The sequence below is a fragment of the Natrononativus sp. DTA114 genome (assembly GCF_059736515.1).
The window spans coordinates 256,861-273,020 of sequence record NZ_JCASSN010000003.1 but is presented as its reverse complement, the minus strand read 5'-3'; the positions used below and the strand labels follow the sequence as shown (position 1 = coordinate 273,020).

Sequence of the window (16,160 nt, the reverse complement as noted above, 5' to 3'; positions counted from 1 at the left end):
TAATTAGTATCGGTCCAGATCCGAAATCATCGCTCGAAAGACAGCGAGCCGAGCCAGAGCCGATCGACGAATCAGATACTATGAATGAGAAACGACGCACAGAAGAGCACCACCGCGACCAGCACGATCCGGAGTCCCCACTCGAGTTGCAAACCCGGATTACGCGCGCTTGACTGGCGTTCCGAACCGTCCTGGTGCGTCGTGGACGACTCCTCGGTATCGTCGTCTTCCGTCGCTCGCTGGATCGCCCGGCGACGCGACACCGTCGGGCGCGTCATGATCGCGCCGAGAACGAACAGGAGTGCGGCGAGGACGAACAGGAGGTCGGACACGGCACCCCACCCCCATCCTGCAAGCAGCCCGATAGCCGAGACGAGGACGATTACGCCGGTCGAAACCGCGATCGCGGCGAGGAGATCAGTCGACACCCGCTCCAGAGAGACCATCGGCGCGGAAAACGCGGCTACCGCGGCTTAGCTGTTTCGTCTCGAGGCGTCAGTTCGACCGTCGGAGCGTCGAGAACGCCCCCGTCGAGGATTCGAGCGGCGTGTTACATAACAAAGATATTTGGAGACACTGGACGAACGGGGAGCGAACGCCCGAACATGGATACGGACCCCCACGTCGTGTACGTCGACGCGAGCGATGACAGGTGGAGTGCAGTCCGATCGGGCGTCGACGCGACCGTAGAGCGCGTCGACACCGTCGCGTCGTGTCTCGACCGTCTCGACGACGCCGACTGCGTCGTGTACTCCTGTGCCGACGGCAGCGGGATCGACCTCTGTTCGCGAATTCGCTCGCGACGGCCTGACGTTCCGGTCGTGTTGTTTCCCGACGACGGGAGCGAGCAACTCGCTGGCGAGGCGATGGCAGCCGGAGCGGCCGGCTACGTCCCACAGTCACAGGGTGTCGAGACCCTAGCGACGCGCCTCGACGACATTCTCACCAACACGGATGAACACTCGCCGGAAAACCCACTGAAGCGGTTCGAACTGTTCATCGAGCAGGTCCCGTTCGCGGTCATCGAGTGGAACCTCGAGTCGGAGGCGATTTCCTGGAACCAGGCGGCGGCCGACCTGTTCGGCTACACCGCAGCCGAAGCTGCGGGCGAAGACGCCATCGAACTGCTCGTTCCCGGGGGGGATCGAGCGCCGGTCCGCGATAGCTGGGAGGCGATACTCGACCGCGGCGAGAGCGATCGGACGATCGCTCGAAACCGACGGAAGGACGGGCGAGAGATAACCTGCGAGTGGACCAGTACGCCGGTGGTCGACGACGGGGAGGTCATCAGCGTGCTCTCGACCGCCCGGGACGTGACGGGCGATCGAAAGCGGGCGACCGCACTCGAGGCGCTGCAGGAGACCAGCCGGCGGCTCATGCGTGCGAACACGCGTAACGACGTCGCGGAGCTCGTGATCGAGGCGACCGCCGACGTGATCGAACAGCCGCGCGTATCGGTTCGATTCGCCACGGAAGAGGGGCGATTGCCGCCGGCGGTATTGAGCGACGAACTCGTCGAGTCGTACGGGGAGCTACCCGCGATCGAACCGGGTGATGGACTGCTCTGGGACGTCTACGACCGCCAGGAGTCGGCGTTCGTCGAGAAATTCACGGCCGATCAGGTACCGTACGAACTGGATGCGGAGATCGGAAACGCGGTCGTCCATCCGCTCGGAACCCACGGGCTGCTCACGGTCGCATCGCTCGAGGGGCAGCCCCTGGACGTCAACGACACTCATCTCCTGACCGTCCTCGCGACGACGGCGGAAGCGGCCCTCGACCGGACCGAACGCGAGCGCGAACTCGAGCGGGCCAAGACCGTCATCGAGGCCGTCGGCGACAGCGTGTACGCACTCGACGAAGACGGTCGGTTCGTGACGGTAAACGACACGCTGACGGCCATTACCGGCTACGATCGCGAGGAACTCGTCGGGGAGCCGGCTTCGATGGTGCTGACGCCGGAGAGCGTCGAGCGGGGACGATACGAGGTTCGGTCCCTGTATATGACCGACGACGAGAACGTCGTGACCTACGAGGTGGAGCTCCGCGGGCGCTCGGGGACCACGATTCCGTGTGAGGTGACGACTTCGTTGCTACGATCGGACGGTGAGTTCGACGGCACCGTCGGCGTCATCCGTGACGTAAGCGAGCGGAAACGAATGGCGCGGGAACTCGACGACCGCAGACGGAAGACCGAAAAGCTACACGAGGTTGCCTCGAGCCTCGAAACCTGTCGGACCCGCCAGGATGTCTTCGAGCTAACGGTCGAAGCCGCAGAGGAGGTGTTGAACTTCGACGTCTGTGTCGTCGATCGGGCGACCGACGACGAACTCGCGACGGTAGCGGTCTCCTCGAAGATTCACGAGGCCGGCTACACGAATCGGACCTCGATCGACGACGGCCTCGCCGGGCTGGCCTACCGGACGGGAGAAACCAATCGGGTCGACGATCTGACGACGAACGACGACGCGGCACCCGAACGGGACGACTACCGGTCCGCGTTGACAGTCCCGATCGCCGACTACGGGGTCTTTCAGGCGGTGTCGAACGAGGTCGGCGCGTTCGACGCCGACGACGAGGAGCTAGCGGAGCTGTTGCTCTCACACGCCGTCGACGCGCTCGACCGAATGGCGTTCGAAAGCCGACTCAGAGCGGAGCGCGATCGGTTTTTCGCGCTATTCGAGAACGTTCCGGACGCGGTCCTCAGCGCGCGACAGGTCGACGGTAAGCCCGTCGTCGAACGGCTCAATCCCGGGTTCGAGGACGTGTTCGGCTACGACGAGGCCGACCTCGGCGGTGAGCTCCTCGATCCGTTCGTCGTACCCGCAGATCAACGAGCCGAGGCCGAGCGGATCAATCGGCGGATCAGCCGGGGTGAAGTCGTCGAAACGGAGGTCACCCGCCGAACCGCCGACGGACTGCGCGAGTTCATGCTGCGTCTCGTACCGATGGACACGGAGGGGGATACCGACCGAACGTTCGGCCTCTACACCGATATCACCGAACGCAAACAGCGCCAGAAGCGCGTCGAGGTGCTGAACCGCGTCCTTCGCCACGACCTGCGAAACGGAATGAACATCATCAGCGGCTACGCCGAGACGCTCGAGGAGGCCGTCGACGACGATCTCGCCTCTCGCTACGTGTTGCCGGTCCAGGAGCGCGCCGAGGAACTGATCGGCCTCGCCGAGACGACCCGTGCCGTCGAGCGGGCGCTCGACCGACCGGGCGGCGGCCCGATCGAGGTCGTCGACGCCGTCGAGTCCGCGATCGGCCGGATCGAGGAGAGCTATCCCGAGGCGGACGTCCGCCGAACGCTTCCCGACCGCGCGTTCGCACGGTCGGGGCCGCTCCTGCGGACGGCGATCTTTCAGGTGGTCGAGAACGCGGTCGAACACAACGACACGCCGGTGCCACGCGTCGACGTCACGCTCCGGCTCGAGAACGACACGGTCGTGATACGGGTCGCGGACGACGGGCCGACGATCCCCGAGGACGAGCGGGCGCTGGTCGAAGGGAACGAGGAGATCACGCAGTTGCGGCATGCAAGCGGGCTGGGGCTATGGATGGTCAACTGGGCGCTCACGCAGTCCGGCGGTCGGCTCCATTTCACCGAGAACGAGCCGCGCGGAACCGTCGTTCGGTTGCTGGTACCCGCCGCCGACCCGCCCGCCTGAGGGCACCTCTCGAGGCCGACTACCGGGTCGAGGCCGACTACCGGGTCGAGGCCGACTACCGGGTCGAGGCCGACTACCGGGTCGAGGCCCCGTTACCGGGTCAGCGGCTGGTTGAACCCGCGTTCGTGCTCGCGGACGGCGGTCCACGTTGCCTCGCACTCACAGGAGACCTGCTCGAAGACGGTGGGATCCTGCCGGAGATCGAAGTCCTTGATCGCCTTCTGTACCAGATCGTCGCACTCCCCGCAGTTGTGCGGCCCCCGTTCGGAGCCGTGACCGACCGGATCGGAGACGACGATGGCGTCGACGTCGGCAGTCGTCTCGAGGACGCGAGCGACCGACCAGAGCCACGGCGGCCGGTAGCCGTCCCGGAAGAAGAGTTCGTCGACCATCGTGTAGCGCTGGACGTTACAGGGGTTCATCGAGACGGTGTGACAGCCCTCGACGTCGGCGCAGCGCTCGATCGAGGAGATCATGTCCTCGATCGCTTCCGGCTCGGTGAGGAACGGCGGCTTCATCAGGAGATACGCCTTGATCCCGGCGTCCGCGTCGCTCTCGGCGTCGGCGTCGGCCGCCTCGGCACACGCCGCCTCGAAGTCCGCGAAGTCGAAGTACTTGTTCACGCAGTCGTGGCGGACCCGGTCGGTCGCCGTCTCGAGGCCGACCGCGATGTCGGTCGCGATCCCCTGGCTCGTGAAGTCGGCGATTTTCTCGCGGGAAACGAAGTCGGGCAGGGACTCGAGGACGATCCGCTCGCGGTCGGCGAACGTCTCGGCGATCGCTTTCCGCGTCTCCGCACCGACCTCGCGCTCGTCGAGAAACGAGCCGGAGGTGTAGATCTTGATCAGTTCGGCTAGTTCCTCCGCATTTTCGTCCTCGTGTGCGAGACAGACGTCGATCTGATCCATCAGCGCCTCGTGGCTCACGCTGCCGCCGTCGACGCTCTCTGCGACGTAGCCACACATCGTACAGCCGCCGGCGCGAGCCCACCGGCAGCCGCCGGTGTTCAGAATGATCGTCAGGCTCCGCTTGACGCCGTTCGGCGTGTTGTCCTCGTCGAGCCAGACGCGGGTCGGCTCGTGGGGGTCGTAGCTCGCCTCCTTGCGCGAGCGGATCTCCCGCATTACCTGGTTGTGGGCATCCATGCCCTTGCCCTGCTCGTAGACCTCGGGCGTGGGTTTACTCATTGTGCGAGCAAAGCGCCCCGGTGCCTAAAGCGCCTTCGTCTGGGGCGGCCCCACGGTGGTTCGTCTGGGGCGGCCCCACGGTGCGTTCGGCGCCGGTGACGCCTCGAGTCGCCAGTCAGGAGAACAATGGCAATAGTATTGTATCGCTGCCGACAATCGAGAGCCGAGAGAGGGAATCGACGCGAATGCCAGTAACGCCGACCCAGATCGCACTCGCCGTGGCGGGAGCGGTCGCGCTCGTCTATCTCTGGCGCAACGGCGCGTACGCGTGGCGTTCGAGGCTCGAACATCGGTTCCTCTACGGCGTCCCGTGGGGGACGCTCGTCACCGTCGCCCTCGTCGTGAGCTTCTATCTCGTGGTCCAAGGGGGCGCCCGCAACTGGAACGAGCCGCTCACGTATCCGTTCGTCACGTGGTCGTACTTCTACCCGACCGGTATCCTCACGGCGGGCGTCGCCCACGGCTCCTCGGCCCACCTGCTGTCGAACATGACCGGCACGCTCGCGTTCGCGCCCATCGCCGAGTACGTCTGGAGCCACTACCCGCCCGGGCGTCGAGACCACGATACCACCGGTCTGCTGGCCCGTCCCTGGGTTCGAGCGGTCGTGATCTTTCCGGCAGCGTTACTCACCGCCGCGTTCGTGACCGGGCTGTTCTCGCTCGGTCCGGGGCTCGGGTTTTCCGGTGCCGTGTTCGCGATCGCTGGCTTCGCGCTCGTGAACTACCCGCTTTCGACGATCGTCGCGGTGGTCGTAAGCAGCGGTCTCGGAACGGTGATCGGCGCGCTGAGCCAGCCGACCCTCCGCGAAACGATCGATCCCGGTGCACCCGGTCCGCCGGGCTGGGCGAGTATCGGGTTCCAGGCGCACCTGCTCGGCTTCCTGCTGGGGGTCGTCCTCGGCATCCTGCTGTTGCGCCGGCGCGGGCGACAGCCGGCGCTCGAACGAGTGTTCGCCGCGACGCTGCTGTTCGGGATGGTCCAGGCGCTCTGGCTGCTCGTCTGGCCCGACGGGAGCGAGGCCTACGTCCTCTACCAGGGTGTGGGCGTCGTGCTCGTCATCGGCCTGGCAGTGCTGGTCGCGGCCGCCGTCGCCGGGAGCGGTCGGACGATCGTCACGCCGATCACGTACCGCCAGACGGCCGTGGCCTGTCTCGTCTGTTTGCTGCTGTTCGTCGCGCTGGTCGGCGTTCCGTTCGGGTTCTACGGGGTCACCAGTGACGCCGACACCGCCGTCTCCGGCGTCGATGTCGGCGATTACACCGTCGGTTACGAACAGAACGCGACGATCGACAGTGCGGTCGGCAACTGGAGCGTCGGCGAGTCGACCCAGAGCGGCGTGCTCGTCGTAAGCCCAGAGCGCGACTTCGCGACCGTCGGCGTCCGCGACTACGCCCTCGCACACGAGGGCAACGACACCGTCGTGGTCGGCGGCGTCGGCTGGCGGACCGCCATCGACGTCGAGCGCACCGGCTGGACGGTGCTCGGCAACGACACCGCCTACGCCGTCGACCTCGAGGTCGACGGGGAGACCTCCCGTTCGTTCGCCTCCGACCCGGTCCGCGCACACGCTCAACTCGAGGGCTACACGGTCGCGGTCGTTCCGACCGACGACGAGTTCCTGATTCGTCTTTCGGCGGACGGAACGGCGGTCGACGAGGCACCGATCCCAGCGGTCGACGAGACGGCGACCGTCGGAGAGATGACGGTATCGACGGTTCTCGAGGAGGGGACCGAGCGGGTCGTTCTCGAGGGAGACGACTCCTCGGTCAGGATCGAAGTTGCCGAGCGAGAGGAGTATCCACCGGAGACGCGCTGACCGCTCACGGTCGTCGATCCGTCGACTCGACGGACCGATCTACAGCCGCAGCTCTCTGGTCTGAACGGCCTTGCAGGTCGGACACAGCCACTGGTAGCGGACGTTGCTGCCGGCCGCGGTGACCCGCCAGCCGCCGTCGCCGTCGACGTAGCCACACTCTCGACACTGCTGGTCGCTCTCGTCGAACTTCTGGCGGAGCCGCTCGAACGGTGATCGTCCCCTCCGTACCGACATGAGTTAGCATACAACACACAGCGGTATAATTCCTCTGTGTGTCACTGAACCGACCACTATGCCATTTATCGAACGTGTTTATATGCAGACCCTGCTTACGTAGGTATATGGACCACGCCGAGACGAGCACGAGCCACTCTCGAGCGGCAGCCGCCCTCGAGTCGGTCGTCGACCCGGTTGTCGCCGTTAGCGAGGGGGAGATCACGTACGCGAACGCCGCCGCCCGAGACGCGTTCGGGCTGCCAGCCGATCCGGAGGAGGCCGGGCCTGCGGAGGCGTTCGGGTCGCTCTGGGGGCGACTAGAGGGGGAGGTCGCCGAAACATCGGTCGGAACGGCCAGGCGCGTCGGGCTGCCGGACGACCGGTTCGACGCGCGCATCCACCGGGCCGCCGACGGGGCGACGATCACGTTTCTCCCGCTCGAGGCGGACGTTTCGACGAGCGACCGCGCGGTGAAAGCTCGTGCGGTCGACGAGGCGCCCGTCGGCGTGACGATTTCGGATCCCTCTCGGGAGGACAATCCGCTCGTCTACATCAACCGCGCCTACCGCGAGACGACCGGCTACAACGCCGAGGAAGCCGTCGGCCGCAACTGTCGGTTCCTCCAGGGCCCGGACTCCGATCCCGAAGCCGTTGCGGCAATGCGCGAGGCGATCGAGGAGAAGCGACCCGTCACCGTCGAACTCAAGAACTACCGCAAGGACGGCAGCGAGTTCTGGAACGAGGTCACGATCGCCCCCGTCCGAAACACCGCGGGCCAGCTCACCCACTACGTCGGCTTCCAGAACGACATCAGCGCCCGCAAGGCGGCCGAACTCGAGGCCGAGCGGCGCACCGAAGAGCTCGAGTACATCCTCGACCGCGTCGAGGGCGTGTTACAGGACGTGACGGGTGCGATCGCGGGCTCGACCTCCCGTTCGAGCCTCGAGGCGACCGTCTGCGAGCGGATCGCCGAGGAAGCCGCCTACGACGCTGTCTGGATCGGGGAGCGCAACCCCGTCACCGACGCGATCGACGTCCGGACGAGCGCCGGCGTCTCGCCCCAGCAGGTGGCACTCGAGTCGGACCACCCGGCGAACGAGGCGCTCGCGACCGGCGACTCGGCGAGCGGGACGGTCGAGGGAACGACCCACGCCGCGTTCCCGCTGTCGTACAGCGGCATCCAGTACGGTGCGCTCACCGTCTGTCTGGCCGACGATCGGACGATAAACGCCCGCGAGTCGGTGATCCTCTCGGCGCTGGCTCGCGCCGTCGCCAGCGGGATCAACGCCCGCGAGACGAGTCGGATGCTGGTCACCGACGCCGTCGTCGCCGTCGACGTCGAACTCACGGATCGGTCGGTCGCCCCGGTCGCGCTCACTGCAGAGACGGGGTGTCGACTCGAGTACCGGCGATCGGTGCATCGAACCGGCGACGAGACCGCCTCGCTGTTCACCGCCGCCGGGGCGACCGGTGCGGACCTCGCGTCGACCGCCGACGCCCTCGGGGTCGATCTGGCGGTGCTCGTCGAGCGAGAGGAGAGCGAGGAGTGTCTGATCGAACTGGCGAGCGACGACGATCTCATCGCGTGGCTATCCGAGCGCGGGGTGCGAACGCGGTCGATCGAGGCCGAAAACGGTCGCGCTCGCGTCAGTCTCGACGTTCCGCGATCCTCGAGCGTTCGCGCGGTTGTCGAGGCCCTCGAGGACCGGTACGCAGGCACCGACGTGCTTTCGTTCCGCCAGCGCGAACGCGACGACGGTGAAACCCGTGAGGAGATCGCCGCCCGCCTCGAGGAGGAGCTCACGGACCGGCAGTTTACCGCCCTTCAGCTGGCGTATCTCGGCGGCTACTTCGAGTGGCCGCGCCCGGCGACCGGGGAGGAACTCGCTCAGTCGATGGGCGTCTCCCGCCCGACGTTCCACGAGCACCTGCGGGCGGCAGAATTGAAACTCTGTGCGGCATTTTTCGGCGACGGCTGACCCTACACTAGTAGGGCAGACCATCAATCTGGTTGCGAGCCTGTCGTATATCGGGCACAGAAACCATGACACAGACCCGACGACAAACGCTCAAACTCGCCGGCGCGGCAGGTGCACTCATCGCAACCGGCGGCGCGGCTATTCCGGCGCTCGCGGACGATCACAGCAACGACGGCGAGGACGACACCGAGAGCGACTACGACGAGGACGAGACGCACAACGAAACGGAAGCCGACACCGAGGAGATCGCCACCGCCGGCGTGCGCGTCGCTCACCTCTCTCCGGACGCACCGGATGTCGACGTCCTCGTCGACGGTAACCCGGTGCTCGAGGGCGTGCCGTTCACCGCGGTCAGCGACTACCTCGAACTTCCCGCCGGCAGCTACGAGGTGGCGATCACCGCCGCGGGCGATCCCGGTACCGTCGCCTTCGAGGGCGACGTCACAGTCGAGGCCGCCGACTACACTGTTGCGGCGATCGGCGAACTCACCCAGGAGACGTTCGAGCCGCTCATTCTGGCCGACGACCGCGAACCGGCGACGGACGCCGCGAAAGTGCGCCTGGTTCACACCTCGCCGGACGCCCCCGCTGTGGCGGTCGACGTTCGCGGCACCGATCTGACGCCGTTCGATGGCGTTACCTTCGGCGAGGCGAGCGAGTACGCCGAGCTGCCGCCGGGTGAACACACCCTCGACGTCCGACCCGCCGGCGACGACTGCGCCGAACCGGTCGCCTGCATCACGGTCACGGTCGAAGCCGGCGGCGTCTACACCGTGTTCGCGGCCGGCTACCTCATGCCCGAAGCGGCCGCCGCCGACCGACCGCTCGAGTTCGTCGTGGCGACCGACCGGGCGCCGGAGGACAGCCACGACGACGCGGGAGATGGTGACGACCACGGCGATACAGACGGCGACGAGTACGATGACGATGTGTACGATGAAGAGGACGACGAGTACGACGATGACGACTGAGTAGCCGACTTCGCGCCTCGAGACGAGTCCACCCGCGGCTATCGCTTCGAGGAAGGAGCCTGAAACGCCGCGAGACCGATACTCGAGGCCACGGGCGACCGTTCTGTCCGCCACTGCCGCGGCCGGTTTAAGTCCTCCCTTACCGCGACCGTAGTCACCTCTTAGACGACTGAACGGTCCGGGAGCGTCGCCCTTGTTTATGCTACCAGTTAGTGTAGAGCCGCGTATGTTCGAACTCACAACCCCACTCCAGCTCGGCGGCGGCGGCTTCCTGTACTGGGCGATCATCTTCTTCGTCCTCGCGATCATCGCCGCGGCCGTCGGCGCACGCGGCGTCGCCGGAATCACGATGGAGATCGCACGGATCTTCGTGCTGATCTTCATCGTGCTGGCGATCGTTGCACTGTTGCTGTAGCCACCCGTCGACCCTTTTCCAGTAGCCGCGTTCGATCCGGTCAGCGGAGGCGCTTCGAACGGCGCTACCACTCGCGCCCCAACGAACGTAACCGGATCTGGTTACGGGCCATCGGGAACGACTAACAGGCTCCGGGCCGAATGCAATAGTGAACATTTACCATGACAGAACTGGGCGGATTCCAGGACAACGTCGCTCGCGTCGATCTCTCCTCGGGGTCGGTCGACTACGAGTCGATCGACGACGAAGACGCCGAGAAGTACATCGGCGCGCGCGGCCTCGGCGTAAAGTACGTCTTCGAGCAGGGACCGGACGTCGACCCGCTCGGGCCGGACAACCTGCTCGCGTTTATGAACGGGCCGCTGTCGGGCACCCAGGTGACGATGTCCGGGCGGATCGCCGTCTGCACCAAATCGCCGCTGACCGGCACCGTCACCGACAGCCACCACGGTGGCTGGTCGGGCGCCCGGCTCAAGTGGGCCGGCTTCGACGGTCTGCTGTTCGAAGGGCAGGCCGACGACCCCGTCTACGCCGTCGTCGAGGACGGCGAACTCGAACTTCGTGACGCCTCCCACCTCTGGGGGAAGGGCGTCCACGAGACGCGAGACACGCTCGAGGAGGAAGTCGACGGCTCCTACGGCAAGAACCTCTCGATGATGGCGATCGGACCGGGCGGCGAGAACGAGGTCCGGTACGCCTGCATCGTCAACGAGGACGACCGCGCGTCGGGTCGCGGCGGTACCGGCTGCGTGATGGGCAACAAGGGCCTCAAAGCGATCGTCGTGAAATCGACGACGAAGATGCCCCAGCCCGCCGACCCCGAGACGTTCAAGGAGGGCCACCAGCAGGCGATGCAAGCCATCCAGGAGTCCGACGTCACCGCACCCAACGAGGGCGGCCTCTCGCTGTACGGCACGAACGTCCTGATGAACATCACCGAGGAGATGTCCGGGCTCCCGACACGAAACGCCAAGTACACCTCGACGGGCGACGCTCGTGACGACGGCTGGGCCGACGACGCCTTCGACGCCGAACAGGTGTCGGGCGAAAACGTCCGCGAGAACATCCTCGTCGACGAACCCACCTGTCACTCCTGTCCGGTCGCCTGCAAGAAGGAAGTCGAGGTCCAGGCGATGCACAAGGGTGAGGAGATGAACGTCCGGATGGAGTCCTACGAGTACGAGTCCGCCTTCGCCCTCGGTCCGAACTCCGGGCACACCCAGCGAGACGACGTCGCGCTCATGATCGACCGCTGTAACGACATGGGCGTCGACACCATCGAGACGGGGAACATGATGGCGATGGCGATGGAGATGACCGAGGACGGCAATCTCGAGGGTGTCGGCGACCTCGAGTGGGGCGACAGCGAGACCATGATCGACATGATCGAGGAGATCGCCCGCCGGGAAGGCGACCTCGCGGACCTCCTGGCGGAGGGAGCGGACCGCGTCGCTGACACTCGCGACGCCGAAGAGAACTCGCTGGCGGTGAAGGGCCAGACGATTCCGGCCTACGACCCCCGCTGTATGAAGGGGATGGGGATCGCCTACGCCACCTCGAACCGGGGCGCCTGCCACCTGCGAGCGTACACGCCCGCAGCGGAGATCCTGGGCATTCCCGAGAAGGTCGACCCCTACGAGTACGAGGGCAAGGGCGAACTCACCGCCGCCTTCCAGGATCTGCACGCCATCTCCGACAGCTTCGACATCTGCAAGTTCAATGCCTTCGCGGAGGGCATCGAGGAATACGTCACCCAGTACAACGGGATGACCGGCCTCGACGTCACCGAGGACGAACTCATGGCGGCCGGCGAGCGCGTCTACAACCTCGAGCGCTACTACAACAACCTCACCGGCTTCGACGGCAGCGACGACTCGCTGCCCGCCCGCTTCCTCGAGGACGGCATCCGCGGCCAGGGTGCGAGCGAGGGCGAGTACTGCGAACTCGAGGAGATGAAAGAAGAGTACTACGACCACCGCGGCTGGGTCGACGGCGTGGTGCCGGACGAGAAACTCGAGGAACTCGAGATCGACCTCGGACCGGGAACGGGCGTCTCCGCGGGCGATTCGGCGGCCCCCGCAGACGACTGATCGCCGCACGAAGACCTCTTTAGACGCGGGAGACGGATGCGACGCCGCCCGAACGGCCGCCTACAGGCGGAACTCGCCGTCGACGATACGCGCTGCGGTTCGCGACAGGTACTCGATGTACGGCTCCCGATTCGACGCCCCGCCGGCCTCGAGTCGATATCGATGGAGGTCCTCCCAGACCGTCGCGAGAATGAACGCACCGAACGCCCGGTAAAAGCGCTCGTTCTCGAACGCGAACCCGGTTTCGGCCTCGTACCGGGCGACGAGTTCCCGCCGGCTCGGGCTCCCCGGTGCGCTCGAGTACGGCGCGAGACCCCGATCGTTGATCTTCCGTAGCTCCTCGAGCGTCTCTTCGGTCGCGTTCTGCGTATCCAGTTCCTCGAGCGACGGCGCCGGGTCGCCGTCGTCGCGCCACCGGCATAACAGGTAGCCGAGTTCGGTGAGCGGATCACCGAGAAACGCCGTCTCCCAGTCGAGGACGCCGGCGATCTCCGGTCTGTTCTCGCCGACGAAGAGGGCGTTTCCGGGCCTGTAATCGCCGTGGACGAGCGCAGTCCCGGAGTCGGCAGGCGCGTTTTCCTCGAGCCAGTCGGCGACTCGCCGGAGCGGGGCGTTCTCGCGGCCGGTCGCGCTCGTGGCGGCCTCGAACTGCGAGACGATGCCGGCGACCTGCTCGCGGAGGGGGCGACGATCACAGACGTCCGCAAACGGTTCGGTATCCAGCGTGTGGAGGGTAGCCATCGTCTCGATCACCTCGAAACCGAACGCCCTGCGGGCCGCCGGGTCCTGAAACCGCGCGGGCAGGTCTGACCCCAGTGGAATCGACTCACCCTCGAGATACGTCGTCACCAGAAACGGTTCGCCGAGCGGCGAGTCCTCGGCGTGACAGGAGACGGGGACGGGCGCGGGAACGTCGGTATCGCGGAGCGCGGCGAGCACGCGATACTCCTGTTCGACGCTGTTGAACGACTCGTGCCCGCGGAACTTGTTCGGTCGACGTACCACGAACGCCCGCTCGGAGTCGGCGGTCGAAACCGCGACCGACAGGTTGAGGCCGTCGTGGAGCACCTCGAGGTCGGTGACGCGAACGTCGAGTCCTCTCGAGAGAGACGACTCGAGGGCAGCCATATCGATGTCGGTCATATCCGAGATAGCCCGCCGTTCTCGAATAAACGCACCGCTTACGCCCCGGCCGGGCTATGGGATCGAGTCTCTCTGGCCCTGTTACCTCGCTGGAGCGTGTCACGCAACTGGACTCGGTACTGGCGTGTGTGCCGACCTACGAGGAGAAGATAGTCGCGGAGACGACTCGCGCCCGTCCGTTCGAGGACGGCTAAACTTCCGAACCCGGTGTCGCGCCCACCTGTCGGGATCACAACCGGTTTGTAACCGGTTCACGTTCCGGCGAGTATGGGAGCGAACGCCGATCGGGCGCTCTACGCCCGAATGCTCGCGGCCGTGGGACTGCTGGCTCTCGTCACCGCCGCGTTCGTCGCGAGCGTCTGGCTGCTGTTCTACGGGCTGTTAGCGCTCGTCGGCGACCCGTACGCGCCGTACACCAGCGGCGTCGTCGCCGCGGCCGTCCTGCTCGCGATCGCCGCCCTCGAGCGCCGGCAGATCCGGACCATCGAGGGGGCGGCGAACGCGACCGAGGTCGACGCCGACGACCACCCCGACCTCCACGCGCGGGTGACCCGCCTCGCTGCCGTCTTCGACCTCCCGACGCCGACGCTGGCGGTCGCGGACACCGACGCCCCGCAGGCGATGGCCGTCGGCTTTCGAGCCGAGAGCGCGCGGCTCATCCTCTCGCGGGGCACGCTCGAGGCGCTTTCCGACGAGGAACTCGAGGCGGTGATCGCCCACGAACTGGCGCACCTCCAGAACCGCGACGCGATGGTGATGACGGCGGTGTCGGTGCCCGCGATCATCGCCGACGGGCTCCGCGGGCGGATGAACAACCTGTTCGGTTCCGCGAGAGCGCATCCGGTTATCGCGGTCGTCGTGTTTCCACTATTCGTGATCGCCAGCGTGGTCTGGGCGATCTGCCGCGTCATCGTCGCCGTCCTCTCGCGGTACCGCGAACTGACGGCCGACCGCGCTGCCATCGAGGCGACAGGGTCGCCCGCCGCACTTGCGAGCGCGCTGGGAACCCTCGACGAGCGTCTTCGCGAGACGCCCTCGCAGGACTTGCGGGAGGTCGAGGGGGTCTCCTCGCTGTCGATTCTTCCCCTCGAGGTGAACGAAGTCGAGAAGGTGATGCTTGGCCCCGAGGGCGACGTCGAGCCGTTCCTCTGGTCGGTTCGCGCCCCGCTGAAGCGCCTGACCAACCGCGTTCTCAGAACGCATCCGCCGACTGACGATCGCCTCGAGCGACTGGCGGCGCTCGAACGCCGTCGGGAGCGAGAGTGACACAGTCGGTCCGAGGCGATCCGCCCCTCACTCGTCGTAGTCGACGATCGGCTTCCCCTCGAGGCGGTCCGTGATCGCGTCGGTGACCGGATCGAGATAGGGCAGGCCCCACGCGGCTACGATGGCCGCGCCGATGGTGTTGAAGACCACGTCGCTCATCGTGTCATGGAGGCCGTGCTGGGTGAGCGGCATCGTCAGGTCGAAGGCGGCCGCGAGCGCGTCGAAGCCGAACTCGCCGATCTCCCAGACGACGCCGAAGGCGAGCACGAAGAGGACGACGAACAGCGGAACCAGCCCCGGCGGGAGGTGGACGTCGTCGCGGTGTTCGTCGAGCGTGCGGATGAACGCGTAGCCGATCGCGCCGACCAGCGTCGCCGACAGCGGGTGAGTCAGGTTGTGCCACCAGAAGGTGCGCTCGTAGAAGTACGCCGACCCGACCGCGTGCAGGAAGACGACCGTCGTCACCCAGAGGACGAGACCCGCGTCGAACGGGATCGCGTACCGGGACCGGAGCAACGTGGGGACGAACGTGATCGCGAGCATCAGCCCCGCGTTGGTGATCAACTCCGTCTGCGGGGCGAGGACGCCGTAGGCGAGCATTCCGGCGAGTCCGAGGCGCATCGCCCACACCAGCCCGCGCTGGACGCTGGCCGGAAGTGGAAGGCGTTCCTCCGCCGTCGGGTGGTCGTCGGCGTCCGTTTTCTCGGCGAAGCGCTCCTGGTCGACGCCGTCGACGGGGGCAGAGACGAGTTCCTCGCCGGGGAACCCCCGATAGTAGCGATCAAACACGAGGCCGGCGAGTAGCCCCGTACCCGCCGCGGCAATGAACAGCCACATCACCCAGTCGTTGCTCGGAACGATGGACGTCCCCGCGACGAGATCGAACAGCCAGGTGACCACCGCCCACGTCGCCGCGATCGACGCCGACAGCATGGTGACGAAGCCGGCGGCGAGCCACCGCTCGAGTCTGATCTCGGTGAGGGCGTTGGCCTCGAGGGTCAGCGCGAGCGCGAGCGGGGCCGCACCCGCGTAGAGGATCAACTGGCGGGTGAACGAGTCGGGAACGAGGACGGCGGCGACGAGCGGGACGACCGCGAGTACCGGGATCTCCCAGGGGAGGGCGGCCCGCCGGGAGTCGAGAGCGATTGCGGGGAGCAGTGTGACGGTTGCGACGCTCGCCGCGAAGATCGCCTCGTGCAGTGTGCCGGTGAGGATCGCCCCCAATCCGACGAGTAACGCGACGGCGACGGCCGTCCAGGAGAGGTACGCGTTCGATCGTTCGCCGTGTAACCGCCTGGTAGGTGTCCGGGCCATCGTCTTGGTGAGCGAGCGGCCGATGTACTGGCGCTCTCGAGTACGCTCTCGGTACGACGGCATCCAAATAAAGCGTACAGCTTGCACG

12 protein-coding genes are annotated in these 16,160 nt (G+C 66.5%); 7 read left to right on the top strand and 5 right to left on the bottom strand.

The window, feature by feature from the left end; translation table 11 throughout:
* Window positions 1-71 precede the first annotated feature (71 nt).
* Window positions 72-446 (bottom strand): DUF7555 family protein, encoded by a 375-nt coding sequence (locus AC6I6S_RS11325; protein ID WP_497950194.1) that lies wholly within the window; start codon window positions 444-446, stop codon window positions 72-74.
* A gap of 159 nt (window positions 447-605) precedes the next feature.
* On the opposite strand from AC6I6S_RS11325, the gene AC6I6S_RS11320 reads away from it, so the two are divergent.
* Window positions 606-3,674, top strand: coding sequence for a PAS domain S-box protein (locus AC6I6S_RS11320; RefSeq protein ID WP_497950193.1), 3,069 nt, complete (start codon window positions 606-608; stop codon window positions 3,672-3,674).
* Between the two features lie 92 nt (window positions 3,675-3,766).
* On the opposite strand, the gene AC6I6S_RS11315 is transcribed toward AC6I6S_RS11320, so the two are convergent.
* On the bottom strand, window positions 3,767-4,861 hold the full coding sequence (locus AC6I6S_RS11315; protein WP_497950192.1) for an archaeosine biosynthesis radical SAM protein RaSEA: 1,095 nt from the start codon (window positions 4,859-4,861) through the stop codon (window positions 3,767-3,769).
* Between the two features lie 185 nt (window positions 4,862-5,046).
* Between AC6I6S_RS11315 and AC6I6S_RS11310 the strand changes: the two genes are divergently transcribed.
* Window positions 5,047-6,678, top strand: a complete 1,632-nt coding sequence (locus AC6I6S_RS11310) for a rhomboid family intramembrane serine protease (protein ID WP_497950190.1) — start codon at window positions 5,047-5,049, stop codon at window positions 6,676-6,678.
* A 39-nt stretch (window positions 6,679-6,717) separates the two neighbouring features.
* On the opposite strand, the gene AC6I6S_RS11305 is transcribed toward AC6I6S_RS11310, so the two are convergent.
* Entirely contained in the window at window positions 6,718-6,912 is a 195-nt protein-coding gene (locus tag AC6I6S_RS11305; protein WP_497950189.1) for an HVO_0649 family zinc finger protein, read from the bottom strand.
* Between the two features lie 107 nt (window positions 6,913-7,019).
* On the opposite strand from AC6I6S_RS11305, the gene AC6I6S_RS11300 reads away from it, so the two are divergent.
* From AC6I6S_RS11300 to AC6I6S_RS11285, 4 genes are all read left to right on the top strand, one after another.
* Entirely contained in the window at window positions 7,020-8,873 is a 1,854-nt protein-coding gene (locus AC6I6S_RS11300; protein WP_497950187.1) for a bacterio-opsin activator domain-containing protein, read from the top strand.
* 65 nt (window positions 8,874-8,938) lie between these two features.
* Window positions 8,939-9,844: a DUF4397 domain-containing protein gene (locus AC6I6S_RS11295; RefSeq protein ID WP_497950185.1), complete on the top strand. Its 906-nt coding sequence runs from the start codon at window positions 8,939-8,941 to the stop codon at window positions 9,842-9,844.
* A 226-nt stretch (window positions 9,845-10,070) separates the two neighbouring features.
* Window positions 10,071-10,259, top strand: coding sequence for a DUF1328 family protein (locus AC6I6S_RS11290; RefSeq protein WP_497950184.1), 189 nt, complete (start codon window positions 10,071-10,073; stop codon window positions 10,257-10,259).
* Window positions 10,260-10,420: 161 nt separating this feature from the next.
* Window positions 10,421-12,349, top strand: coding sequence for an aldehyde ferredoxin oxidoreductase family protein (locus AC6I6S_RS11285; RefSeq protein ID WP_497950183.1), 1,929 nt, complete (start codon window positions 10,421-10,423; stop codon window positions 12,347-12,349).
* Window positions 12,350-12,409: 60 nt separating this feature from the next.
* Here AC6I6S_RS11285 and AC6I6S_RS11280 read toward each other — a convergent pair whose 3' ends face one another.
* A complete protein-coding gene (locus tag AC6I6S_RS11280) occupies window positions 12,410-13,492 on the bottom strand; it encodes a phosphotransferase family protein (protein ID WP_497950181.1) in 1,083 nt (360 codons plus the stop codon).
* A gap of 267 nt (window positions 13,493-13,759) precedes the next feature.
* Here AC6I6S_RS11280 and AC6I6S_RS11275 point away from each other — a divergent pair, with 267 nt between their 5' ends.
* Window positions 13,760-14,758 (top strand): M48 family metalloprotease, encoded by a 999-nt coding sequence (locus AC6I6S_RS11275; protein WP_497950180.1) that lies wholly within the window; start codon window positions 13,760-13,762, stop codon window positions 14,756-14,758.
* A 27-nt stretch (window positions 14,759-14,785) separates the two neighbouring features.
* On the opposite strand, the gene AC6I6S_RS11270 is transcribed toward AC6I6S_RS11275, so the two are convergent.
* On the bottom strand, window positions 14,786-16,135 hold the full coding sequence (locus AC6I6S_RS11270) for a DUF2238 domain-containing protein (protein WP_497950178.1): 1,350 nt from the start codon (window positions 16,133-16,135) through the stop codon (window positions 14,786-14,788).
* Window positions 16,136-16,160: the final 25 nt, after the last annotated feature.